This window comes from Actinoplanes sp. NPDC004185 (genome assembly GCF_053603475.1).
In genome coordinates this window covers 31,861-55,631 of sequence record NZ_JBSGFR010000026.1, presented here as the reverse complement: position 1 = coordinate 55,631, position 23,771 = coordinate 31,861, and the positions used below count along the sequence as shown (strand labels likewise).

Genomic DNA, 23,771 nt, shown 5'->3' with positions numbered 1-23,771 from the left:
TCGCTGGAGCAGCAGCTCAGCGCATTTCCCGGCTGCTGGTGATGGTCGGGTTGATCGTCGCTGCGTACCTTGCTCTCAGTCTTTTTGATCACGCCGCCCGTGCTGATACGGATGGTGGTGATCGCGGCGGAAAGGAAGGTCTGGCCGGTGTTGGCCGGGATCTCGCGGACAATGCGAAAAAGGACCGCCCGCGGTCGGTGATCTCTGTTCCGAAGATCCATGTGGGTAAATCCGCGGATTCTGCGGAAGGTCGCAAGGGTTCTGCTGGGACGGGTTCCCGGGTGCGGAAGGCTCCGATTTCCGTGGATCGCCCGAAAGCCTCGGCTCCCGAAGAGGTGAAGGCTGACGTCAGCGGTGCCAAGGCTGAGCCGCGGAAGATTCCGGCGTTGAGGGCCGACGGCCGGAAGACCACCCCGTCGAAGGCTCCGGTTTCGGCGCGGGCGGAGGCGGCTGGCCGGAAGATCGTCGCGTCAGGGCATCGGACCGCTGCGCACGTCGACCGCCACAAGGCCACATCTTCCGGCTCTTATGAGGCGAAGGATCCGGGTCCGGGGGAGAAGGGTCGACCGTCCGAAACCGGTCGGCGAGCGCTCTCTGACGGTGGCCGTCCGGATGAGACTGACGTGACGGCGACTGTCCACCCGGTGAAGTCCTCGGCGGATGAGCGGCGGACCGATCCTGCCTCGGCAGAACGGGATCCAAGCTCGCCGGTCGAATCTGGGCCAGCGCGATCGCCGGCGCGGCCGGTCACCCGCACGCTGCCCGCTTCGCGCGACATGCCGGCGGCTCCCGGCTTGCCCGACGTGCCCCGGTCGCCTGCGGACGCGAACGCCCCGGCACGCCAAGCCCAACCTCAGTCGCCAGCGCGTCCGGAAGTAGAGCCGGCCCTTCCGTCCGTGCCCGCGCTGCCGGAGCTGCCCGTGTCGCCGGTGCACTCCACACGGCCTTCGCATCCCGGGCTGCCCACGTCGCCGACCATTCCGGCGCTGCCATCTGGTCCGCAACGTCCGGCAGTCAGCACGACACCCACCCCGCCCGTGTTGTCCGCCATGCCTGCGTCGCAGGCCGTGCCGACGTTGCCCGGGTTGCCCACCCTGTCGACGGTGCCTGCGTCGCAGGCCGTGCCGGTGGTGCCCGCGTTGCCTAGCTCGCCGACGTTGCCCGCGTTGCCTGCGTCGCAGGCCGTGTCGGCGGTGCCTGCGTTGCCCGCCCTACCGACGTTGCCGGCCTTGCCTGTGCTGCCGGCGGGAGCCGCGTTGCCCAGTCCGCTGACGTTGCCGGCCTTGCCTGCATCGCCGCTCGTGCCGTCTCTCCCCGCATTGCCTGCGTTGCCTGCGCTACCCGCCTTGCCTGTGCTGCCTGCGGCGCCGGGCCTGCCAGCGCTGCCTGCGCTGCCCGCGCTTCCCGCCTTGCCTGCGCTGCCTGCGGCGCCGGGCCTGCCCGCGCTATCCGCGTTGCCCAACTACCCGCCAACGCCCGACCTTTCCCCGCCGTTCGCACCTGAGCTGCCACCGGCGCCCGCTGCACCGGTAAGCCCCCACCTCCCCACGCCCCCCGCGGCGCACGAGCAGGCCACCACCACCGAGCCGCAACATCAAGCCGCTCCCGTCCGAACCCCGGCCCACCCGGCACCGGCTCTGTCGCCGTCCGGCCCGATGCCCGCACTCGACCTGCGTGACGCACCCACCCCGACCACAGTCGACCGCGCCGGAAACACCAAGCCGCAGGCAGCACCCCTCTCCACCCCGCTGCCCACCCCACCGCACCAGCCCGCCAACTCCGCCGGCGCGGGTCACGCCCGCGACTTCGGCGGCACGGGCTCGCCGACGATGGGCACCCTCGCGTCGTCCTGGCGGCCCGAGACCATCACCGGCAGGCTCTCCGCAGCCGGTGACCTCACCGCCCACGGGCGGACCGTCCGCTACAGCGGACCTCCCAGCTGATCGCCCTCCCTCCGGGGACAGGAAACAGGCCACGCCGGTCCACAGAAGGACCCGCGCTCGGCCGTCCGCCGGCTTCCGTGCTCCGCCCGCCACCGTGGCCGAGCCCGCTCGCTTGCCGGCGTTCCCACCGCGAAGCTTTGACCCTGGCTGGGAGGCCATCGTGATCCGCATTCTGCTCGTCGAACCCGTCAACCTGCTCCGCGGCGCCCTCGCCGTGACGTTGTCGCTGGAGGAGGACTTCGAGGTGGTCGCCGCTCTCGGCTGCCTCGATGAGGCGCTGGACATGGCCCGCGCTGTTCCTCCGGATGTCGCTGTGGTCAGCGTCGATCTGCTGGCCGATGACGGGCTGCGCACCGTCGATCGGCTCACCGCCGAGCTGCCGGGCTGCGCCACGCTCGTGCTGGCCGGGCCGGATGCTCCGGGGCGGCTCAGCCGCGCGCTGGAGGTTCAGGTACGCGGGGTGGTCGGCACCCAGGCCGCGCCGTGTGAGCTGGTCCGGAGTATCCGGCAGGTGGCCGGGGGTGAACGGGTGATCGACGCGAGCCTGGCCGTCGCCATGGTGGCCGCTCCGCGCAGTCCGCTGTCGCCCCGGGAGCTGGACGTGCTCAACGCCGTCGCCTCAGGGCTGCCTTCGGAGGAGGTCGCCGCGAAGCTGCATCTGACGGTGGGCACCGTCCGGAACTACATCTCCACCATTCTTCGCAAGACCGGCACCCGTAACCGGCTGGAGGCTGTCCGGCTGGCTGAGGAGGCGGGCTGGTTCCGGTGACCCGGCGTCCCAGTGCCCGGTGATCTCGCGGTACAGCGGTGAGCTGAGCCGCAGCGAGCTGTCCGTGCCCAGAGTCGCCTCCTCGCCGTCCAGCAGCAGGATGCGGCGGGCCCGTACGGCGGAGCTGACCCGGTGGGCGACCACCACCAGGGCGCCGGGGCGGTCGGCGAAGGCCCGTTCGGCACGGGCCTCCCCGGCCGCGTCGAGGTGGCACGTGGCCTCGTCCAGCAGGACGAGCCGGGCCGGGGACAGGTACGCCCGGGCCAGCGCGACGAGCTGCCGTTCGCCCGCCGACATCAGGTCGGGGGTGATCGGCGCCTCGTAGCCGCCGAGCCGGGCCACCAGGTCGTCCGCGCCGACGGCGGTCACCGCGTGGTCGAGGTCGCGGCGGCCGGCGCCGGGGCGCAGGTAGCGCAGGTTGTCCAGCAGCGTGCCGCTGAACACGTACGCCTCCTGCGGGATGAGCACCCGGTGGCGGGCCAGGGTGCGCGGGTCCAGCTCCGCGATCGGGACGCCGCCCAGCCGGGCCTCGCCCGGCCGGGGTCGCAGGGTGCCCGCCAGCAGCGCGACCAGGGTGGACTTGCCGATGCCGCTGGGCCCGACGATCGCCAGGTGGTCGCCGTCGGTGACGGTCAGGTCGAGGTCGCGGACCACCGGCTCGGCGTGCCGGCTGTAGGAGAAGGTGACGCTGCGCAGGCTCACCCCGGCGTCGGTGGGCTGCCGCACTGCGGTGACCGGTGCGGGTGCCGGCTGCCGGCCGGCTCGCAGGATGCGGTCGAGGGTCACGGTCAGCCGTACGCCTCCGCCGCCCAGGCCGCCGATCAGGGTGTTCAGGGCCGGTTGCACGCCGTGCAGCAGGTAGGTCAGGGCGCCGAGGACCGCGCCGGCGGTGAGGCCGCCGCGGATCAGCGACGGTGTCGCCAGCAGCACGATGACGACCGGGAGCCAGCCGGCCAGGGCGAGGCTGAGTCCGCGTACGGCGGTCATGCGCACGACCGAGCGTTCCGTCGCCGCCTGCGCGTCCACCGGGACGGCGAGTGCCGCGGTCATCCGGCTCTCCGCCCCGCAGGCGACCACGTCCCGCAGGCCCGCGAACGCCGAGCCGGCCTCGTCGGCGAGTTGCTCGTCGGCGGCCACGTACGCGCGCTGCCGGGCCACCATCGCCGGCAGGGACACGGCGAACAAGGTCAGGCCGGCCAGCATCGGCACCACGACAGCCAGGGCGATCGGCGGGGCCAGGGCGGCCAGCCCCAGCAGGGCTCCGGTCACCGCGAACAGGAAGCCGCGCACCGTCATGACCGCGCCGGCGAAGGTGTCGCGGACGATCTCGACCTGGTGGGTGAGCCGGGCGACGGCTGAGCGGTCGGCGGCTCCGCGCAGCGCACCGGCGACGACGTGGGCCACCAGCTCGTCCCGCAGCGGCTCGGCCAGGCCGGCGAGGCACCGGTAGGTGTTGCGGGTGCCGTACGCGCCGAGCATGACCGCCGCCGCGAGCAGGCCCAGCCAGGCCAGGCCGGTGTGCGGGTGGCCGGCCAGGAAGCCACGATCGACGGCGCGGGCGACGACCTGCCCGGACAGCACGGCGGGCACCGCCTCGACGGCCGACCACCAGGCGAGCCGGGCCAGCGGGGCGGGGTGGCGGCGCAGGAACCGCAGCAGATACCTCATCGGTCCGCTCCGGCGAACAGCTCCCGGTAGTCCCGGTCCTGCCAGAGGACCCGGTGCTCCGCGTAGCCGCGGAGCCGGCCGTGGTCGAGCCAGGCGACCTGGTCGGCCCGGGCGGCGGTGGCGACCCGGTGGGTGACGACCACCCGGGTACGGCGATCAGCCGCGTCCAGCAACGCCCGCCCGACCTCGTACTCGGTCACGGTGTCCAGGCTGGAGGTGGCATCGTCCAGCACCAGCAGCCGTTCCGCCCCCAGCGAGCGGGCGATGCCCAGCCGCTGCACCTCGCCCCCGGACAGCGGTGTGCCGGCGAGGCGGGTGTCGTAGCCGTCGGGGAGACGTTCGACGACCGTGTCCACGCGGGCGGCCTGGGCGGCGGCGCGGATCCGGTGCCCGGTGGGGGAGCCGGGGCCCAGGGCGACGGCGGAGCCGACGGTCGCCCCGACGAGGACGGGCCGGGCGAAGGCGTGCCCGATCGCGCGGCGCAGGGCGTCGTGGTGGATCAGGGGCAGCGGCACCCCGTCGAGGAGCACTTCACCCTCGTCCGGGTCGAGGAGCCGCCCGCAGGCCCCGGCCAGGGTGGACTTGCCCGCCCCGGACGGCCCGACGACCGCCACGGTGGCGCCCGCCGGGATCACCAGGTCGAGGTGGTCGAGCACGGGCGGGTGGTCCACGCCGGCCGGATGGTGGACGGTGACGCCGCGCAGCTCCAGGCGGCCGTGGCCGGCGGGCAGGTCCTGGCCGCCGTACTGCTGGAGGGGTTCGGCCAGGATCTCGGCGGTGCGGCGGCAGCCGGCCCGGCTGCGGGCGATCCGGCCCAGCACACCGACCACCCCGCCGAGCCCGGCGCCCAGCGCGACGTACTGCAGGGCGGCCAGCACCGCGCCCGGGGTCAGGCGGCCGGCGCTGAGTGCGAGGCCCGCGACGCCGACGACGGCCAGTTGCATCAGCGGCGCCAGCAGGACGCCCTGCGCGGCGGCCCGGCCGATCGCGTCCCAGGTGTGGGCGCCGTGCCGGCCGAGGTCGGGCAGCGGCCGCAGCACCCGCCGGATCTCCGCCTCCACCGTGCCGGCCGCGCTGATGGTGCGGGCGCCGGTCAGCGCCTCGGTCAGCCGGGCGGCGATGTCGCTCTGGGTGCGCTGGTAGCGGGTGGTCGCGTCGGCCGTGTCGACGACGTACGTGCGCAGCAGCAGCGTCAGCACGAGCAGGCCGGTGACGAAGGTGGCGCCCAGCCACGGGTCGATGAGGGTGAGAGCGACCAGGCTGCCCAGCGGCGGCACCAGAGCCGTACCGGCCAGGGCCACGGCCGCGCCGGCGCCGGCGGCGCTGGGCACCTGGCCCACCAGGCGGCTCACCAGGTCGCCGGCCGGGTGCTTGCGGGCGGCGCCGGGAGCGAGCGCGAACACGTGCCGGACCAGGGTGTGCCGCAGCCGGGCGGTGGCCCGCGCGGTGCTCAGACCGGCCGCGAGGCCGGTGAGGATCTCGGCGACGGCGATGACGACGATCAGGGCGACGGCCGCGGCGATCCAGCGGCCGGGCCGGGCCCCGGGGGTCAGGGCCGCGTCGACGGCGGCGCCGAGCGCGGCCGGGAGCAGCAGATCCGCCGCGGCGACGGCCAGGGCCGCCAGCACCAGCACGGCGACCCAGGGGCCACCGTGCCGGACGGCCCGGATGAGCACCCGGTCACCGGTCACCGCGGACATCACGCCTCCTGAAAGTCGGTACGACGGGAGCGGCCCCGGAACCAGGATGGTGTCCCGGTCCGGGGCCGCGCTCAGGACTGCCGGTCAGTTACAGGTCGTGACGCTCAGCGAGCTGTCGCCACAGAGCAGCAGGCTCGCCCGGCTGCCGCCGCCGCCCCCGGCGTTCTTCGCCTCGGTGGACAGTTCCATTCCCTGCAGGTCGAGAAGTGCCATGGTCGTTCTCCTCCTTGCTCGGTGTTGCGTTCTCCCCGCCCGGACGGGCGGAAGTCATCAGGTGCCGGCCGGTCGCGGGGATCCGGCGGCGGGGGTGAGGAAGGGCAGGTCCGCGCCCGGGTGGTGGCGGGCCGCGCCGAGCGCCAGCAGCACGCCGGCGGATCCGGTGGCCAGGTCCATGGAGAGCCGCAGCAGCTGGTCGCCGGGGAAGGCGAGACCGCGGAACGGGACCGAGTGCCAGGACAGGTTGCGCAGCTGAAGGGCCAGCCGGTCGTCGTCGCGGTCGTGGCCGGCGAGGTAGCGGATGATCCCGGCGCGCCCGGCGAACAGGCCGGCCTGGGCGTAGAACGGGGACCGGGCGGCGAGGCTGATCGCGGCGCCGGCCCGGGCCAGACCTTCGTCGGCGCGGTGGGCCAGGACCTGGTCGAGGACGATGCCGATGCCCACGCTGCCCTGGGCCAGGTAGGGCATGGTGCGCCAGCCCTCGTTGACCTCCAGCGCGCCGTCGGGGCGCACGACGCACCGGTGCAGGTCCTGGCGCAGCGCTGTCACGGCCCGGTCCAGCAGGGTGGGGTCGCCGGTGCGCTCGTACATCCGCAGGAACAGCAGGGCGGGGCCGGTCCAGCCGTGGGTGAGGCCGGCGCGGGGCTGCCGTCCGCCGCTGACGGCCAGGTCGCCGGCCGGTGGCTCATCGGTGGCGAGCTCCGCCAGCCGTGCGGACACCAGGTCGGTGGCGCGCCGGGCGGCGTCGTGCAGGGCCGTCTCGCCGGTGGCCTGGGCCAGGTGCAGCAGGTTGAGGCCGATCCCGGCGAGGCCGCTCATCAGGTCGGGGCCCAGCTGCTCCCACTGCTCGCCGAGGCAGCGTTCGACCACGTCGAGGGCCTCCTGGCGGCGGTCCAGCTCGTGCAGGACGTACGCCACGCCGTGCAGCCCGTCGTAGAGGCCGAGCCGGGAGCCGGACTGCGGGTGCAGCGCACGCCGGACCAGCCACTCCTCGAAGCCGGGGAACGGGCCGGCGCCGGTGACGGCGAGGGCGTGCAGCACCCCGGCGGCGCCGTACGCGAGATTCAGCCCCCCGGAGTGGAACTGCTCGATGTCGCCCGGGAACAGCCGGTCGTCGCGTTGCGGGGTGGCGCTGTCCACGATGGCGTCGGTGAGCCGGTGCATCATGGCCGGCACGGACATGTCCGCGTGGAGCTGGGTGCTGCCGTGCGGCGCGGCCGGCCGGGCGGTGATGGTGGCGACCGCCTCGCTCAGGAACTCCTCCGGCACCTCGAAGTGCTCGGCGATCACGGCGGCGAAGTCACGGGCCTTCTCCGGCGCCAGCCGCAGCATCGCGGTCAGGGGCAGGAACAGGGCGAGCCGCAGGCAGGCCAGGGCGTACCGGTCGACGTCGGTGCCGGTGACCCCGCGGGGCGCCGCGAAGCCCTGGTTGCGCAGGCCGGGCCGGCGATAGCCGTCGGCCGGGCCGGCGACCTCGAAGTCGATGAGCACCGCTGTGTCGGCGTCCGGGCCCTCGGTGCGCACCAGCACGTTGAACAGGTGCAGGTCGCCGTAGACCAGGCCGCGCTCGTGGATCGTGTCGACGGTCCGCTCGATCTGCCGGTAGATGTGCAGCGCCCACCGGGTGTACGCGCGGTAGTCCTCGGCGGTCGCATCCGGGTCGATCAGCGGGTAGCGGTCGACCAGCAGCTTGTTGAGCGGTTGGGCGTCGATGTACTCCAGGGCCAGGAACTCGTGCTCGCCCAGCCGGAACCGGTCGTGCACCCGCGGCACGGTGGCGAGGTCGGACAGCCGCTCCAGCGCCTCCTGCTCCCGGCCGAGCCGCGCGATCGCGTCCACGCCGTCGGCGTCGAGGCCGGCGTGCGGCCGCGCCTCCTTGAGAACGACGGGCTCGCCGGTGCGGGTGTCGGTGCCGCGGTAGAGGCCGCCACCGTTGGAGAAGTGGATGACCTCCTCGATGGAGTACGGCAGGTCGACCACGGTCGTGGCGTTGCGGGCGGCCAGATGCGCGCCCAGGAACGGTGGCAGCGTCACCCACTCCGGGGTCCGGAAGATTGGGTCGCGCCGGTCGGGCACCAGCGTGCCGGACGGATCGGCGATGGCCGGCTCGACCACCCCGTCGGCGACGCAGTAGCGGGCCGCGAAACCGCCGTAGCGCACGTGCACCGGCCCGTCGCCCAGGCGCAGGTCACTGAGGATGTACGGGCCCGGCTCGCCGTCGAGCAGCTCGCTGAGCTCCTTGCAGGCGACCTCGAGCTCGGCGTCGTCGCGCGGGTAGACGGTGATGAACTTGCCGCTGGTGCCGCGGCGGGCGTACTTGGCGTTGCGCATCAGCAGCGCCGCCCGGCCGTGGATGAACTTGAACGGCAGCCCGCGCTCCCGGCAGTAGCCGAAGACCTGGTCGAGGATCCGCTCGGCGTTGTCCAGACAGGCGGAGATGTGGATCTTCCAGCCCTGCTCGGGCAGCTCGCCACCGGCCGGTCCGTAGATCAGCCAGTCGTCGAGGGTCTCGCGCTGCCAGCCCTCGGGCACCGGGCGCCGGGCCGCGGCGAACCAGGTCGCCTCGGGCCGGGCACTGGTCAGGGAGTCGTAGAAGTACGGATCGGTGACACAGAACCGTTCGTAGTGCTTGTCCATCGCCCGGCTCCCCTCGTACCGCTCCGTGTGCTTGCTTGCCTCTCAGTCTCGGCGGGTGGAGGGAGCCGGTGTAGTGAGCGCTGTCATCAGGTCACGGTGAGATGCGGGAGGGGAAACTGCTGACATCCGTCACGTTTGAACCGGGCGGAAGCGCACTGGCAGGCGTACCGGGCCGTAGACGGCCTCGGTGGGGGCGAGCCATTCCGCCTGGCCGGCCGAGGTCAGGCCGGGCAGGGCGGCGGCGAGCCGGGGGAGTGCCTCCTGCAGTTCCACCCGGGCCAGCGCCGCGCCCAGGCAGTAGTGGATCCCGCCGCCGAAGGTGAGCTGTCCGGCGGGCTCGCGGCGGATGTCGAAGGTGCCGGCGCGAGCGAAGACGGCGCTGTCGCGGTTGGCGGATCCGGTGATCGGCAGCAGGCACGTCCCGGCCGGGAAGACCGTGCCGTGCAGCTCCACGTCGGACTTGGCGATCCGCGGCACGCCCAGCAGCGCCGACGGGCAGAACCGGACGACCTCCTCGGCGGCGTTCGCGGCCAGCTCCGGCCGGTCGGCCAGCAGGCTCCACTGGTCCGGGTACGCGATGAAGGTGTCGATCGCCTGGGCCAGCTGGAACTGCACCGTGCCCTGGCCGGCGGACAGCATCGTGATGACCATGGCGCGCAGCTCGGCGTCGCTGAGCAGTTCGCCGGACTCCTCGGCCAGGATCAGCGCGCTCAGCAGGTCCGGGCCCGGCTCGCGGCGGCGCGCCTCGATCAGACCGTCGATGAACAGGTTGAGGCTGCGCACGGCGGACTCGATGCGCCCGGCGTGCTCGGCCACGCTGAAGCCGAAGATGAGCCCGGCGTCGTGTGCCCACCGGTTGACCTGCGCGCTGTCGCCCTCCGGGATGCCGATGAACTCGCACACCACCCGCAGGCTGTACGGCTCGGCGAACGCGGCCACGAAGTCCACCCCGTCGGTCAAGGACAGGGCGGCGATCAGCTCATCGGCGCACGCCTGCACGGCCGGGCGGAAGTCCTGCACCCGCCGTACCGTGAAGGCCTTGCTCACCAGCCGGCGCAGCCGCTGATGGTCCTCGCCGTCGGCGTTGAGCAGGAAGCTGCGCATCGTCTCGACCAGCGGCCCGTCGGTGATGCCCTGCAGCGCCAGGAAATCCACTCCGGGGGTCCGCAGCTGACGCATCCCCAGCAACGTCTGCACCGGCTCGTGGCGCAGCACGGCCGGGCCGACCGGGGACTCGGCCCACCAGCTCTGCTCGCGCAGGGCGGCCAGCACCTCGTGCGGCCGGGAGCGGAACTCATCGCCGTACAGGTCGAGAACCGGTGTCGACACAGGGTCCGCCTTCGTCCCGGCGGCCCGCCCACCGGGCCGGTTGATCCCGAGCATAGGGCCCGGCGCAGCCGGCCCGGGTCACCCGGAATCGGTATTGCGCTCCGCCCACATCTCCCGGGTCATCTCGTACTCGACCTCGCCCAGCTCCGCCCCCGGTAGCGGGTCGTCCCAGACCGGGAAGAACGTCCTTACGTGGCGCAGGCCGACGGCGGCCATCACACCCCGGGACCCGGCGTTCACCGCCATGGTCTGCGCGATCACCCGGGCCTGCCCGACGGTCTCGAAAGCGTGGGCCAGCAACGCCCGGGACGCCTCGCTGGCCAGGCCCTGCCGCCAGTGGCGGCGCAGCAGGCGGTAGCCGAGCTCGGCGACGGCCGGGTCGTCGGGCTGGTCGGGACCGTGCGCCGGCGGCAGCATCATGAGCCCGACGAACTCGTCCTCGTCGCCCGGGGACCGGTACGCCATCCAGTACCCCAGCCCGTCCACCTTGCGTCCCAGCGCCATCCGCTCGGCGTGGGCGGCGACGACCTCCTCGCGCGACCGTGCCCGGCCGACGATGTAGCGCAGCACCTCCGGGTCCGAGTCGAGCTGGACCTCCTGCTCGAGGTGCCGGTCGGCCAGGGGGACGAGCATGAGCCGCTCGGTCCGGAGGATCGGTTGTGGCATCCGGTCACGATCACACACCGGCCGGGGCGCCGCGAGGCGATTTCCGGTCCGTCCACCGACCGTTGACACTGGACTCGGCGGCTGATGAGGATGACGGGGTTCCGCTACCAGGGAGGCGCCCCGCCATGTCAGCTCACCTCAGCCGGCGTCACCTCCTGCGGATCGGCGGCGCGACCCTGGTGGTCACCGCGGCCGCACCGGCCCTGCCCGCCCTCGCGGCCGCCGCCGTGCAGGCCGACCTGGTCGTCTACGGCGGCACCGCGGCCGGTCTGGTCGCCGCGGTCCAGGCCCGGCGGATGGGCCGCACCGCCGTGGTCGTCGAGCCCGGCACCCACCTCGGCGGCCTCACCACCGGCGGTCTGGGCTTCACCGACAGCGGCGTCAAGGAATCCATCGGCGGCATCGCCGGGGAGTTCTACCGCCGGGTGTACGCGAAGTACAACGGCACGGTCGTCACTCCCACCTCCCCGGCCCGGTTCACCTTCGAGCCGCACGTGGCCCGCGCGGTGCTGGACGACCTGCTGGCCGAGGCCGGGGTGCCCGTCTACCTCGGGGCCCGGCTGAGCTCGGTCACCCGCGCGGGGGCCCGGATCACCGAGCTGGTGACCGACAACGGCCAGGTGTTCCGGGGACTGATGTACGTCGACGCCGGCTACGAGGGTGACCTGATGGACCGGGCCGGGGTCAGCTGGACGCTCGGCCGGGAGGCGAACACCGAGTACGGCGAGACGATCAACGGCGTGCAGCTGCGGGACAAGCACCAGTTCGACCGGCCCGTCGATCCGTACGTGGTCGCCGGCAACCCGGGCAGTGGGCTGCTGCCGGGCGTCTCGGCGAGCCCGGTGGCCCCGAACGGCACCACCGACGACCGGATCCAGGCGTACAACTTCCGGATGTGCCTGACCCGCGACGCCGGCCGCATCCCGTTCCCGAAGCCGGCCGGGTACGACCCGGCCGAGTACGAGCTGCTCCGGCGGTACGTCGCCGCCGGCTACACCGGGCCGTTCTTCACCACGCAGAGTGTCGGCGGCGGCAAGACCGACTCCAACAACAACGGGGCGGTCTCGACCGACTTCATCGGGCGCAACTACGCCTATCCCACGGCCGGGCCGGCCGCGCGGGAGACGATCGTCGCCGAGCACCGGACGTACCAGCAGGGCCTGATGTGGTTCCTCGCCAACGATCCGGGGCTGCCCGCCTCGATCCGCACCGCGGCGGCGTCCTGGGGGCTGCCGGTCGACGAGTTCACCGCCTCGGGCGGGTGGCCGCCGCAGCTCTACGTCCGGGAGGCGCGGCGGATGCGGTCGGCCTACGTGATGACCGAACGGGACTGCCGGGGGTCGGCGCGCGCCGGTGATCCGGTCGGGCTGGCCAGCTACACCATGGACTCGCACAACTGTCAGCGGGTCGTGGTCGGCGGCGCGGTCCGCAACGAGGGCGACGTGCAGACCGGCGTGCCGGGACCGTTCCCGATCAGCTACCGCTCGATCGTGCCGGACCCGGCCCAGTGCCCGAACCTGCTGGTGCCGGTGTGCCTGGCGGCGAGTCACATCGCGTACGGGTCGATCCGGATGGAACCGGTGTTCATGATCCTGGCCCAGTCGGCGGCGACCGCGGCGGTGCTCGCCATCGACGCGGCGGTTCCGGTGCAGCAGCTGAGCTATCCCGCCCTCGAGGCCCGGCTGCGCCAGGACGGCCAGTTGCTGCGGTGGCCGCTGACCGGCACCGGCGAGGTCATCGTCGACAACGCCGCCACGTCCGGCGTGACCCGCGCCGGCGTCTGGGTCCGCAGCACCGCGACCGGCGGCTTCTACGGCCCCGACTACGAGCACGACGGCAACACGGCCAAGGGGGTCAACCGGCTGCGGTTCACGCCGGCCCTGCCCGCCGCCGGCAGCTACGCGGTGTATCTGCGGTGGACCGCGCACGAGAACCGGGCGGGCAACGTGCCGGTCGACGTCGTGCACAGCGGCGGCACCACGACCCGGACCGTCGACCAGCGGGTGTCCGGTGGTCAATGGGTGTCGCTGGGCACGTTCACCTTCGCCGCCGGCAGTACCGGAAGTGTGCTGATCCGGACGGAGTCGACCACGGGCTACGTCGTCGCCGACGCCGTACGCTTCGTGCCGGCCTGATGCCGTGCCCCGTCCGGTCCGTCACGGCACCGCCGGGGAGGGCGCCGTGGCGGTGAGCCGCCGCAGCTGCCGGACCACCGGCAGGGTGAGCAGCAGTCCCAGCACGGGGACGAGGAACGCGATCCGCAGTCCGACCGGCTCGGACAGCAGGCCGAGCAGCACCGCGCCGATCAGCGCGCCGCCGTAGTTGAACAGGTTGACCCGGGCGATCACCTCGTCGCTGTTGCCGGGCACGGCGTGCCCGGCGGCGCTGAACGCCAGCGGCACCAGCACGCCCACCCCGAGGCCGGTGAGGGCGAAGCCGGCGACGGCCACCGCGACCGACGGGACCGCGACGACCAGGCCGCAGCCCACCGCGCAGACCAGCAGGGAGGCGCCCGCGGCGGCGACCACGCCGGTGCGGGGGACGACGTGGTCGCCGGCCAGCCGGGAGACCAGCACCGCGACCTGGTACGCCGCGTAGCCCAGCGGCGCGACGGAGTCCGCGGCCAGCAGCGAGTCGTGCAGGTACACCGAGCTCCAGGTGCTGACGGCCGAGTCGGCCAGGAACGCGGTGAAGATCAGCGCACCGCAGATGAGCACCACCCGCCGGCTGCCGTCGCGCGGATGGCGGTGCCCGGTCAGGTCGGGCATGACGGTGCGCGCGGGCTCGTACCCGCGCCAGCCGGCCAGCGCGATCAGGACGGCGAACCCGCCCGCGACGCCCACCGCCACGCCGGCGCCGGCCCCGCTCGCGACGAAGGCCGACATCAGCAGCGCGGCGATGAAGGCGGCGGCGGTGTAGGCGGCGAAGAGCCTGTTCATCACGCTGCGGCCCAGCCGGGCCTGGACGAGCACACCCTGCATGCTCAGCGAGGCGTCGACGGTGCCCAGGCCCACGCCGTACACGATGAGGACGGCGACGAACACAGCCGTCGGGGTGTGGAAGGTGGTCAGGCCGAGCGCGACGCCGATCGTCACCAGCCCGCCGGCCAGGGCGAAGCGGCTGCCCCACCGGGCGGCGACCGCGTCGGCGGCCAGCGAGCCGCCGGCCGCCGCGACCACCACGAGCAGCAGGATCGCCGAGACCAGGGCGTCGTCGAGGCCTTGGCGCTCCTTGAACATCGGCAGCGCGGTGACGACCGCGGCGTACCCGAGGCCCTGCGCCGCGTAGCCCGCGCCGATCCACCGGGCCCGGGTGCCACCGGAGGGTTCGGCAGCCGTCATCCGTGGCCCGATCGGCGAACATGGGAATTGTTCACGATCTCCATGGGCGCTCACTCTGGCACGTGCGCGCCCGCACGTCGATAGCGACTTCTTGACAATCGCGCCACGAGACCGGAATCATTCGTTAACGTCAATGTTACCGTTCACAATAGCCTGTGAGGTGCTCGTGAGACGTCGTACTCTGCTGTCCGCGCTGGGGGCGAGCGCCGCCGCGGGTGCCCTGATCCGGCCCGGCGCCGCCCAGGCCGCCACCTACGCCGGCTACGCGATGGCCTACTTCACGGAGTCGCCGTCGATGAGCGCCGCCAGTTACAACCTGCACCTCGCGGTCAGCAACGACGGCCTCGCCTGGACCCCGCTCAACCAGAACCGGCCGGTCGCGACGCCGACCGCGGGCAGCGGCGGGCTGCGCGACCCGTTCATCCTGCGCAGACAGGACGGCACGTTCACCGTGCTGGCCACCGACCTCAACGGCACGAACTGGTCCTACCAGAGCCAGTACCTGCACGTCTGGGACTCCCCGGACCTGCGCAGCTTCCGCGACTACCGGCTGCTCAAGGTGCACTCGCTGGCCACCCACGCCTGGGCCCCGGAGGCCTTCTGGGACGCCGCCCGCGGCCGCTACGCCGTCGTCTTCTCCGCCGTGGTCAACGGGCACAACGTGCTGATGGTCTCCTACACCGCCGACTTCGTCACCGCCTCGGCGCCGCAGGTCTTCTTCGACCCCGGCTACGACGCCATCGACGGCAACTTCGTCACGGTCGGCGGCGTCACCTACATGTACTACAAGAACAACACCAACAGCACGCTGCTGGGCGCCCGGTCCACCTCGCTCAACCCGGGCAGCTTCAGCGTCTACACCGGCGCGATCGGCCCCGGCCGCGGCGTGGAGGCCCCGCAGATCGTCAAGTCCACCAGTGCGAACGTCTGGTACATGTGGGGCGACACCTGGAGCCCGAACGGCCGGTTCTACTGCTGGCAGAGCGGTGACGTCGCGGCCGGCTCGTGGAGCCTGCTCAACGACCGCGCGTACACCCAGCCGCTGAACTCCAAGCACCTGGGCATCACCGCGATCACCGCGGCCGAGCTGTCCGGGCTCACCGGCACCTGGGGCACGCCGTCCTGGAACCGGCTCAAGTCGTACAACTTCCCGGACCGCTACGTCCGGCACGCCGACGGGGTGGGACGCATCGACGCGTATCCGTTCGACCCGTACCAGGATCAGCTGTGGACGCTCGTGCCCGGCCTGGCCGACCCGGCCGGGGTGTCGCTGCGGTCGGTGAACTATCCCGATCGCTACCTGCGGCACGCGAATTACGCGCTGGTGCTCAACGCCAACGACGGGACCAGCGGTTTCAAGGCCGACGCCACCTTCCACCGGGTCGCGGGCTGGGCCGACGCCGGCTGGACGTCGCTGCGCTCGCACAACTTCCCGGACCGCTACGTGCGGCACAGCGGCTACGTGCTGCGGATCGACCCGATCACCAGCAGCTCGCCGGGCACCGACAAGCAGGACGCGACGTTCCACATCGGTTACTAGGGTGCGGTGAACGCAAAGAGGCGCCGCTGCGAATTCCACGGGGGAAGAACTCGCAACGGCGCCGTACGACCAACTTAAACGACAAGGCCCGGCGCTGTCTAACCGGTGGACTATCCACTTTCGGTCGTGTCGTCCTCGGCACGCACCTTTTCCGGCGTGGGCGGCGTGCCGTCAGCGGTCGGCTCGCCCAGGATGTCGAGCATCTGCAGCACCTGGCGGCGCACCGCCGGGGTCATGTCGCCCGCCCGCATGGCGATCATGCGGACCTGCCGGTCGGCGAGCTTACGGCGCAGCTCCCGGCTCTCCGGGTCGTCGCCGGCCGGGTCGTGCTCGCCCAGCAGGAACGAGGCGGTGACCGGGGCGCTGCCCGGCGCGCGCCGCTCGTCGAAGAACTTGGCGATCGCCTTGAGCACGGCGACGGTCGGGTTGGTGTTGGCCCCCGAGCGCAGTGTGGCGAGATAGACACGCGAGACGCTGGTGTCGTGGGCCGGGTCGTCGGTGATCGCCCGGGCCACCTGCGGGGTCGAATACTCCCGGGTGCGCCCGCGGTCATCGACCCAGGTGACGGTGGCGAACAGCTCGTTCAACCGGGCTGCCACCGTGGCCGGCGGCCGGCCTGCACTGTCGGACATGTCGTCGAGGCTCCCACGCCTGTCGTCTACGGTTAACCGTCGGGGCCGCGGATCCGCCTTGACCGGTGTCAGTCGTTAAATATAGTGTCGCAAAGTATTTGCGCGACGACAGTGGACAACGCGGGCCCGTTCCGACCGATCACGGGGCGGCCGAGACCGGGCCCGCGCCACGCCGCGGCGCCCGGGACGTCACCGCATGATCAGTTCCCGGGAGATGCCGGCGAGCCGGCGCGCGTCACTCTCCAGATCGTCCCCACCGGGCACCAGCACCGGGTCCGCGTCCACGATGGGGCTCTCCGCCGCCTTCGCGCGCAGCGCACCACGGATCACCTCGGCCCAGGCCTTCTCGTCCCGCGGGGTCTCGTCGCGGCCCGCGGACCCCTCGAAGTACGGCCCCAGCAACACCAGCCCGTCCCGGATCTCGACGACCCGCCGGTAGAACCGGTAGTGGCTGCTGTCCCAGCCGAGCCGGCCGCGCCACGAGACGGCGGGCACGCGACCGAGCACCAGCTGCGGGAACGCCTGATCCACGGCCGTCCACAGCGGCTCCAGCTGGCGGTAGTAGCGCCGGTGCGCGCGCCACAGCGGCACCGAGACCAGCATGCCGACGACCGCCGCGTAGCTGACGCCGACCACGAACGCGAGCGCGCCCGCGGCGACGCCGGTCAGGTAGACCAGGGTGAACACGCGTACGGCGCCCGGGGCCGGCTCGATCGTGGCCTGGAGCAGGGCCAGCACCGACTTGGTGGCGTCGGCGATCAGGAAGGCGCCGACCGCCACGCTCAGGATGATCAGACCGCGGCGCAGGCGGGCGGTGCCGGCGGCGCGCACGTACGCGACCGACCAGCGCAGTGACTGCGAGTGCGCGTACGCCATGAAGCCGAGCACGGCCACGACGAACACGGTGGCGTGCGGGCTGGCGCCGTTGGCCGTCTCGGCGGGGTCGGCGCGCACCGCGGGTGGGGCCGACGCCCACGCGGTGACCGCGATCAGGACCCCGGCGGCGAGCGGCACCGCCTGCCGGCGTACGGCGCGACGGGCAGCACTTCCGCGCATGGAGTAGATGAGGAACGCCAGCAGGAAGTACGCCGCCGCCATCGTGCCCACGTTGACCACCAGGCTGCGTACCCCGGCCCCGGCCCGGTCGAGCAGTGGCCCGAGCGGCGGCAGGTTGGCGGTGAAGGTCAGCGTCGCGCTCACCACGCAGGCCGCCACCGCGCGCAGCGGCAGGTCCTCGGGCGCCCGCCAGAGCTGGACGACCTTGTTGAGCACGCCGATCCACAGCGCCGCGGCGATGAGGGCGAGCAGGACGGGGGCCACTACAACCACCCCTGATGGTGCGACAGCGACGAGCCGAGCCGCTCCGCGCCGGCGGGATAGAGCGGATTGAGCACGCTGGCCCATTCCAGGATCACGGTGGCGATCAGCTCGGCCTCCCGCTCGTAGGCCGAGTCGTAGCAGGTGCGGCGCCGCGCCCGGGAGCTGCGGCCGGGGCGCTCGTCCGGGGTGAGCGCCTCCCAGGCCTGGTCGTCGCCCTCGTCGCTGGGGTGGTCGGCGATGAGGTGCCCGATCTCGTGCAGGATGATGTGATCCTGATGCGGACGGGTGGTCTCGCGTTGGTAGAAGATGACGTCCATGGATTCCGTCATGAACCAGAGCCCGAACGGCCCTGGCACCTTGATCGGGTGGTCCACCAGCCGGATCGGGCGGCCCCGCTGCCGGGCCAGCCGCGCGCACAGCTCCCGGACGTCCAGGGGTGGCCGCACATCCAGCTCACGCAGCAGCGTCCGGCACCGCCTGCGCAGCCTGCGATCGCTCACCCCGCCCGCCCCCTCGCCGCCGGTGAAGTCATCGAAGGATATCCAACAACCATGACGAACGTACTCATCGCCGGCGGCGGCGTCGCCGGCGCCGCCACCGCGCTCGCGTTGCACCGGGCCGGGATCCCCTCGATCGTCCACGAGGCACACCCGTCCGGCGGGGACGACGCGGGCGCCTTCCTGACCGTGATGGCCAACGGGATGGCCGCGCTGGAGTCGATCGGCGCCGGCCAGGCCGTCGTGGCGGCCTCCTACCCGGCCGCGGCGGTGGAGCTGTTCAACGCCGAGGGCGCGCACCTGCAGCACCGGGCGATCGAGGGTACGGCCCGCACGCTGAGCCGCGCCGCCCTGTACCGGGTGCTCCAGGACCTGGCGATCTCCCGGGGCATCCCGGTCCTGCACGGCAAGCGGCTGACCGGCGCGGCGACCGTCGACGGTGGCGTCGAGGCCCGCTTCGCCGACGGCACCCGCGCCCGGGGTGACGTCCTGGTCGGGGCCGACGGCATCCACTCACCGACCCGCCACCTCATCGACCCGCAGGCGCCGACCCCGCGCTACACCGGCCAGCACGTCGTCTACGGCTACGCGGACGGCAACCCGGCCGGCAGCGCGCCGGACGCGTACCACATGGTCTTCGGCGCCCGCGCCTTCTTCGGCTTCACCGCCCCCGGCGACGGGCGCACCTGGTGGTTCGCCCGCCTCACCGGCGACAGCCGCCCCACCGGGACGACGGCCGCGCAGTGGCGTGAGCTCGTCCTCGACGCCGTACGCGACGACGCCACCCCCGCGGCGGCGATCATCGAGGCGACCGGCGGGGACGTCGTGGGCGGCGACTCCTACGACATCCCGACCACGCCGAGCTGGCACAACGACCGGATGGTGCTGGTCGGCGACGCCGCGCACGCCGCCTCGCCGGCGGCCGCCCAGGGCGCGTCGATGGCGCTCGAGGACGCCGTCGCGCTGGCCGCCGCCCTGCGGGAGCAGCCGGAGCCCGCCTCGGCGTTCGCCGCGTACGCGGCGCGGCGCCGCGCGCAGACCGAGGAGACGGTGGCGGCCAGTGCCCGGATGGGCCGGCCGACCGCCTGACACCGCCGCCTGCCCTGACGCATAGTGACGGGGGTCACCTCAGGCGCGGAACCGTGGACAGGTGGGAGTCGTCTTGCGTGGTGTGAGACGAAGCTGGGACGCGGTCGACGAGGAGACCCTCGTGCGCCGGACGGCCACCGGGGACCGGCCCGCGTTCGACGAGCTGTACCGCCGCACGTCGCCCTGGCTCGCGGCGCGGCTGCGACGCCGGTGCGCCGACGAGGACGTGGTAGCCGACGTGCTCCAGGAGACGTACCTGGCGGTCTGGCGGGCGGCGGGCAGCTTCGCCGGCGCGGCCACCGCGGGCAGCGCCGTGGGCTGGCTCTGGACAATCGCCGCGAACCGGCTGGTCGACGCGTTCCGCCGCCGCGCCCGGCAGGCCCAGCTGCCGGCGGTCCCGCTGACCGAGTCGACGGCGCCCGCCGCCGAGGACGAGGTCATGGCCGGGCGGATCGGCCAGGAGCTGGAGCAGGCCCTGCTGGTGCTGCCGGCCGAGCTGCGGGTGGTGCTGCGGTCGCTGGTCCTCGACGGGCTGTCGGTACGGGAGACGGCTCTGCTGCTGGGAGTGCCGGAGGGCACGGTGAAGTCCCGCGCGCGGCGGGCCCGGATCGCCATGCGTGAGGCCCTGTCCTGACCGCCCACCCGGCCGTGCCGTCCGTCCCACGCCCGACAGGACCTCCGGCCCTTGGTCGCGGGACCTGCGCCCGGTAGGAAGGACACATGATTCGAGTCTTCCTGCTCGACGACCACGAGGTCGTTCGCCGTGGCCTGGCCGACCTGCTGCACGCCGCCGGGGACATCGAGGTGGTGGGGGAGTCGGGACTGGCGCAGGAGGCGACCCGGCGGATTCCGGCGCTGCGGCCGGACGTGATGGTCCTGGACGCGCGTCTGCCCGACGGCAGTGGCATCGACGTGTGCCGTGACGTGCGGGCGGTGGATTCGTCGATCAAGGGTTTGATTCTGACCTCGTACGAGGACGACGAGGCGTTGTTCGCCGCGATCATGGCCGGCGCGTCCGGGTACGTGCTGAAGCAGATCCGGGGCACGGACCTGGTCGACGGCGTCCGGCGGGTCGCGGCCGGGCAGTCGCTGCTGGATCCGGCAGTGACCCAGCGGGTGCTGGAACGCATCCGGCACGGGGTCGAGCAGCCTCGGGAGCTGGCTTCGCTGACTGATCAGGAGCGGCGGATCCTGGAGTTCGTGGCGGAGGGGTTGACCAATCGCGAGATCGCGGGCCGGATGTTTTTGGCGGAGAAGACCGTCAAGAACTACGTCTCCAGTCTGCTGGCCAAGCTCGGCCTGGAACGGCGTACCCAGGCCGCGGTCCTGGCGACGAAGCTGCTCGGCGACCACCCGCACTGACGGTCACCACGGGGTGGGCCGGGTGGCCCTACCGGCGGCGACGCGGCCGGGGCACGGCCGGGGCAGACGCGAAGGAGGAGGACCGCATCCTGCCGCAGTTCCAGCAGCTCGCGGTGGGTGACGTGCTGCCACTCGGCGCGGACGGCCCGGGCATGCGGGTGGAGATCTGCGACCGGCCCCGGACGCTGGCCTTCCGCTCGGCCGACGGGGCCTGGGTCTGGATCTTCGGCCTGGACGTCCGTGGCGGCGGGACCCGGCTGGTGAGCCGTAACCGGATCGCCGTGCCGAGGTCCGCGCGCGGTCGCCGGCTGGTCAGCCGGGTGGTGCTGGAGCCGGGCAGCCTGATCATGGAACGCGGGATGCTGAACGGTATCCGCGATCGCGCCGAGTCCCGCCGGCCGGAGCCGGAGACGCAACCGGTCTGAGGGGCCGAAGGGCCCGGCGGCGGGGGCCGGCCGGCCCGGCGGTCACGTCCGTCGTCCTCTGCGCGCGGTGATCTGTTCACCCCTAGATTGGGAACCGACCAGTAAGGCATCAGTCACCGGAAGGAAGCACCGTGACCGCCGTATCGGAACACCAGGCCGGCACCCGCGACGACGAACTGGTGCGCGCGCTCGCCGCTCCGGACGACACGGAGATCGCCCAGTTGGACGCCTGGTGGCGGGCCAACAACTATCTGACCATCGGCCAGATCTACCTGGGCGGCAATCCTCTGCTGCGCGAGCCGCTGGCGTCCGAGCACATCAAGCCGCGGCTGCTCGGGCACTGGGGGACCAGCCCGGGGCTGTCGCTGATCTACGCGCACGTGTCGCGCCTGATCCGGCGTACCGGTCAGCAGTCGATCTATCTCGCCGGGCCCGGCCACGGCGGCCCGGCGCTGGTCGCCGCCGGCTACCTGGAGGGCACCTACAGCGAGATCTACCCGGACGTCTCCCAGGACGAGGCCGGCATGCTGCGGCTGTTCCGGCAGTTCTCCAGCCCGGGCGGCATCCCGAGCCACGTGTCGGTGACGACGCCGGGCTCGATCCACGAGGGCGGTGAGCTGGGCTACGTGCTGGTCCACGCGTTCGGCGCCGTCATGGACAACCCCGATCTGCTGGCGGTCGCCGTGGTCGGTGACGGTGAGGCCGAGACCGGGCCGCTGGAGGGATCCTGGAAGGGCGTCTCCTTCCTCAACCCGGCCCGTGACGGCGCGGTGCTGCCGATCCTGCACCTCAACGGGGCCAAGATCGCCGGACCCACCGTGCTGGCCCGCAAGGACCCGGCCGAGGTGCGCGCGCTGCTGCAGGGCCACGGGTACGAGATCATCGAGGTCGAGGGCGAGGACCTGCCCGGCATGCATCACCGCTTCGCCGCCGCCCTGGCCGAGGCCTGGGGCAAGATCCGGGCCATTCAGCGCTCGGCCCGCGACGGCGAGTGGGACGGCTCCCGGCCGCGCTGGCCGCTCATCATCCTGCGCTCGCCCAAGGGCTGGACCGGTCCGGCCGAGGTGGACGGTATCAAGGTGACGGGCACCTGGCGCTCGCACCAGGTGCCGCTCTCCGGTGTCCGCGACAACCCCGAGCACCTGGCCATCCTGGACACCTGGCTGCGCTCGTACCGGCCGGAGGAGCTGTTCGACGCCGACGGCGCACCGACCGAGCTCGTGCGCGCCCTGGCTCCCGAGGGTGACCTGCGGATGAGCGCCAGCCCGCACGCCAACGGCGGCCGGCTCACCGAGGACCTCGACCTGCCCGACTTCCGCGACTACGCCGTCGAGGTGCCCCGCCCGGCGGCCCAGCACGCCGAGTCGACCCGCAAGCTGGGCGAGCTGATGCGCGACATCTACGCGCGCAACCCGTACAGCTTCCGGCTGTTCTGCCCGGACGAGACGAACAGCAACCGCCTCGGTGCCGTCTTCGAGGTCTCCGACCGCGGCTTCATGGAGCACGTCACCGACGAGGACGTCAAGATCAGCCGGGACGGCCGGGTGATGGAGGTGCTCTCCGAGCACAACTGCCACGGCTGGCTGGAGGGTTACACCCTCACCGGCCGGCACGGCATGTTCGCCACCTACGAGGCGTTCGCGATGGTCAGCGCCTCGCAGACGGTCCAGCACGGCAAGTGGCTGCAGGAGGCCAGGAACCTGCCGTGGCGGGCCAAGGTGCCCAGCCTGAACGTGCTGCTGACCTCGACCGCCTGGCGCAACGACCACAACGGCTTCTCGCACCAGGGCCCCGGCCTGATCCAGGTCGTGCTGACCCAGCGCGGCGACGTGGCCCGGGTCTACCTGCCGCCGGACGCCAACACGCTGCTGTCGGTGGCCGACCACTGCTTCCGGTCCCGCTCGTACATCAACCTGATCGTCATCGACAAGCAGCCCCAGCTGCAGTTCCTCACCATGGACGAGGCGGTCGAGCACTGCGCGCGGGGCGCGGGCATCTGGGAGTGGGCCGGCACCGACGATGGCACCAGCGACCCCGACATCGTGCTGGCCTGCGCCGGCGACGTGGTGACCATGGAGACCGTGGCGGCGGCCCAGATCCTCAAGGAGAAGCTGCCCGGACTGAAGGTCCGGGTGGTCAACGTGGTCGACCTGATGACCCTGGTACGCCCGAAGGACCACCCGCACGGCATGAGCGGGACGATGTTCACCGAGCTGTTCACCGACACGGTCGACGTGGTCTTCTCCTTCCACGGCTACCCGGGCGCCATCCACCAGCTGGTGCACGGCCGCCCCGACGCCGACCGGTTCCGGGTCCGCGGCTTCATCGAGCAGGGCACGACGACCACACCGTTCGACATGACGGTGCGCAACAAGGCGTCGCGCTACCACCTGGTGATGGACGCGATCAACAACGCCAAGCGGCTGCCGCGCGGGGCGAGCGAGCTCAAGACCTGGTGCGAGCAGCAGCTGGCCAAGCACGAGACCTATGTGGTGGAGCACCTGGAGGACATGCCCGAGGTCCGCGACTGGACCCTGGGCGACTGGGCTCAGCAGGGCTGACCCGGTCGTCCGGCGGCGGCACCGGCTCCGGCCGGTGCCGCCTTCCGTGCAATGGGACGTTCGGCTCTGGTCTGCC

19 protein-coding genes and 1 pseudogene are annotated in these 23,771 nt (G+C 72.8%); 9 read left to right on the top strand and 11 right to left on the bottom strand.

The window, feature by feature from the left end; translation table 11 throughout:
- Nucleotides 1-853 precede the first annotated feature (853 nt).
- On the bottom strand, nucleotides 854-1,462 hold the full coding sequence (locus tag ACWEOZ_RS25715) for a hypothetical protein (protein WP_451913217.1): 609 nt from the start codon (nucleotides 1,460-1,462) through the stop codon (nucleotides 854-856).
- 193 nt (nucleotides 1,463-1,655) lie between these two features.
- Between ACWEOZ_RS25715 and ACWEOZ_RS25710 the strand changes: the two genes are divergently transcribed.
- Together ACWEOZ_RS25710 and ACWEOZ_RS25705 are read left to right on the top strand one after the other, a co-directional pair.
- Nucleotides 1,656-1,943, top strand: a complete 288-nt coding sequence (locus tag ACWEOZ_RS25710) for a hypothetical protein (RefSeq protein ID WP_451913216.1) — start codon at nucleotides 1,656-1,658, stop codon at nucleotides 1,941-1,943.
- A gap of 160 nt (nucleotides 1,944-2,103) precedes the next feature.
- On the top strand, nucleotides 2,104-2,712 hold the full coding sequence (locus ACWEOZ_RS25705) for a LuxR C-terminal-related transcriptional regulator (protein ID WP_451913215.1): 609 nt from the start codon (nucleotides 2,104-2,106) through the stop codon (nucleotides 2,710-2,712).
- A gap of 225 nt (nucleotides 2,713-2,937) precedes the next feature.
- Here ACWEOZ_RS25705 and ACWEOZ_RS25700 read toward each other — a convergent pair.
- From ACWEOZ_RS25700 to ACWEOZ_RS25675, 6 genes and pseudogenes are all read right to left on the bottom strand, one after another.
- Nucleotides 2,938-3,699 (bottom strand): annotated as a pseudogene (locus tag ACWEOZ_RS25700) (ATP-binding cassette domain-containing protein); the annotation flags it as partial.
- A gap of 677 nt (nucleotides 3,700-4,376) precedes the next feature.
- Complete coding sequence (locus tag ACWEOZ_RS25695) at nucleotides 4,377-6,080, bottom strand: ABC transporter ATP-binding protein (RefSeq protein ID WP_451913214.1); 1,704 nt, start codon at nucleotides 6,078-6,080, stop codon at nucleotides 4,377-4,379.
- An 84-nt stretch (nucleotides 6,081-6,164) separates the two neighbouring features.
- Nucleotides 6,165-6,293, bottom strand: a complete 129-nt coding sequence (locus tag ACWEOZ_RS25690; RefSeq protein WP_360552370.1) for a SapB/AmfS family lanthipeptide — start codon at nucleotides 6,291-6,293, stop codon at nucleotides 6,165-6,167.
- Nucleotides 6,294-6,350: 57 nt separating this feature from the next.
- Nucleotides 6,351-8,933: a class III lanthionine synthetase LanKC gene (gene lanKC, locus ACWEOZ_RS25685; protein ID WP_451913213.1), complete on the bottom strand. Its 2,583-nt coding sequence runs from the start codon at nucleotides 8,931-8,933 to the stop codon at nucleotides 6,351-6,353.
- A gap of 129 nt (nucleotides 8,934-9,062) precedes the next feature.
- The gene (locus ACWEOZ_RS25680) at nucleotides 9,063-10,262 is read right to left on the bottom strand and encodes a cytochrome P450 (RefSeq protein ID WP_451913212.1); all 1,200 of its coding nucleotides are present in this window, start codon (nucleotides 10,260-10,262) and stop codon (nucleotides 9,063-9,065) included.
- 78 nt (nucleotides 10,263-10,340) lie between these two features.
- Nucleotides 10,341-10,928 (bottom strand): GNAT family N-acetyltransferase, encoded by a 588-nt coding sequence (locus ACWEOZ_RS25675; protein ID WP_451913211.1) that lies wholly within the window; start codon nucleotides 10,926-10,928, stop codon nucleotides 10,341-10,343.
- A gap of 125 nt (nucleotides 10,929-11,053) precedes the next feature.
- Between ACWEOZ_RS25675 and ACWEOZ_RS25670 the strand changes: the two genes are divergently transcribed.
- Complete coding sequence (locus ACWEOZ_RS25670) at nucleotides 11,054-13,063, top strand: FAD-dependent oxidoreductase (RefSeq protein ID WP_451913210.1); 2,010 nt, start codon at nucleotides 11,054-11,056, stop codon at nucleotides 13,061-13,063.
- Between the two features lie 21 nt (nucleotides 13,064-13,084).
- On the opposite strand, the gene ACWEOZ_RS25665 is transcribed toward ACWEOZ_RS25670, so the two are convergent.
- Nucleotides 13,085-14,269 (bottom strand): MFS transporter, encoded by a 1,185-nt coding sequence (locus tag ACWEOZ_RS25665; RefSeq protein ID WP_451913209.1) that lies wholly within the window; start codon nucleotides 14,267-14,269, stop codon nucleotides 13,085-13,087.
- A gap of 166 nt (nucleotides 14,270-14,435) precedes the next feature.
- On the opposite strand from ACWEOZ_RS25665, the gene ACWEOZ_RS25660 reads away from it, so the two are divergent.
- Nucleotides 14,436-15,809, top strand: a complete 1,374-nt coding sequence (locus tag ACWEOZ_RS25660) for a glycoside hydrolase family 43 protein (protein WP_451913208.1) — start codon at nucleotides 14,436-14,438, stop codon at nucleotides 15,807-15,809.
- A gap of 110 nt (nucleotides 15,810-15,919) precedes the next feature.
- Here ACWEOZ_RS25660 and ACWEOZ_RS25655 read toward each other — a convergent pair whose 3' ends face one another.
- From ACWEOZ_RS25655 to ACWEOZ_RS25645, 3 genes are all read right to left on the bottom strand, one after another.
- On the bottom strand, nucleotides 15,920-16,408 hold the full coding sequence (locus ACWEOZ_RS25655) for a hypothetical protein (RefSeq protein WP_451913295.1): 489 nt from the start codon (nucleotides 16,406-16,408) through the stop codon (nucleotides 15,920-15,922).
- Between the two features lie 222 nt (nucleotides 16,409-16,630).
- Nucleotides 16,631-17,761, bottom strand: a complete 1,131-nt coding sequence (locus ACWEOZ_RS25650; RefSeq protein ID WP_451913207.1) for an MAB_1171c family putative transporter — start codon at nucleotides 17,759-17,761, stop codon at nucleotides 16,631-16,633.
- Entirely contained in the window at nucleotides 17,761-18,261 is a 501-nt protein-coding gene (locus ACWEOZ_RS25645) for a hypothetical protein (RefSeq protein WP_451913206.1), read from the bottom strand. Before ACWEOZ_RS25645 ends, ACWEOZ_RS25650 begins: the two co-directional genes overlap by 1 nt.
- A 51-nt stretch (nucleotides 18,262-18,312) precedes the next feature.
- Between ACWEOZ_RS25645 and ACWEOZ_RS25640 the strand changes: the two genes are divergently transcribed.
- The 5 genes from ACWEOZ_RS25640 to ACWEOZ_RS25620 all read left to right on the top strand — a co-directional run bounded on the left by ACWEOZ_RS25640 (nucleotide 18,313) and on the right by ACWEOZ_RS25620 (nucleotide 23,695).
- On the top strand, nucleotides 18,313-19,347 hold the full coding sequence (locus ACWEOZ_RS25640) for an FAD-dependent monooxygenase (RefSeq protein ID WP_451913205.1): 1,035 nt from the start codon (nucleotides 18,313-18,315) through the stop codon (nucleotides 19,345-19,347).
- A gap of 82 nt (nucleotides 19,348-19,429) precedes the next feature.
- On the top strand, nucleotides 19,430-19,981 hold the full coding sequence (locus ACWEOZ_RS25635; RefSeq protein WP_451913204.1) for an RNA polymerase sigma factor: 552 nt from the start codon (nucleotides 19,430-19,432) through the stop codon (nucleotides 19,979-19,981).
- A gap of 86 nt (nucleotides 19,982-20,067) precedes the next feature.
- Nucleotides 20,068-20,709, top strand: a complete 642-nt coding sequence (locus tag ACWEOZ_RS25630) for a response regulator (protein ID WP_451913203.1) — start codon at nucleotides 20,068-20,070, stop codon at nucleotides 20,707-20,709.
- Nucleotides 20,710-20,822: 113 nt separating this feature from the next.
- On the top strand, nucleotides 20,823-21,134 hold the full coding sequence (locus ACWEOZ_RS25625) for a hypothetical protein (protein WP_451913202.1): 312 nt from the start codon (nucleotides 20,823-20,825) through the stop codon (nucleotides 21,132-21,134).
- A 179-nt stretch (nucleotides 21,135-21,313) separates the two neighbouring features.
- On the top strand, nucleotides 21,314-23,695 hold the full coding sequence (locus ACWEOZ_RS25620; RefSeq protein ID WP_451913294.1) for a phosphoketolase family protein: 2,382 nt from the start codon (nucleotides 21,314-21,316) through the stop codon (nucleotides 23,693-23,695).
- Nucleotides 23,696-23,771: the final 76 nt, after the last annotated feature.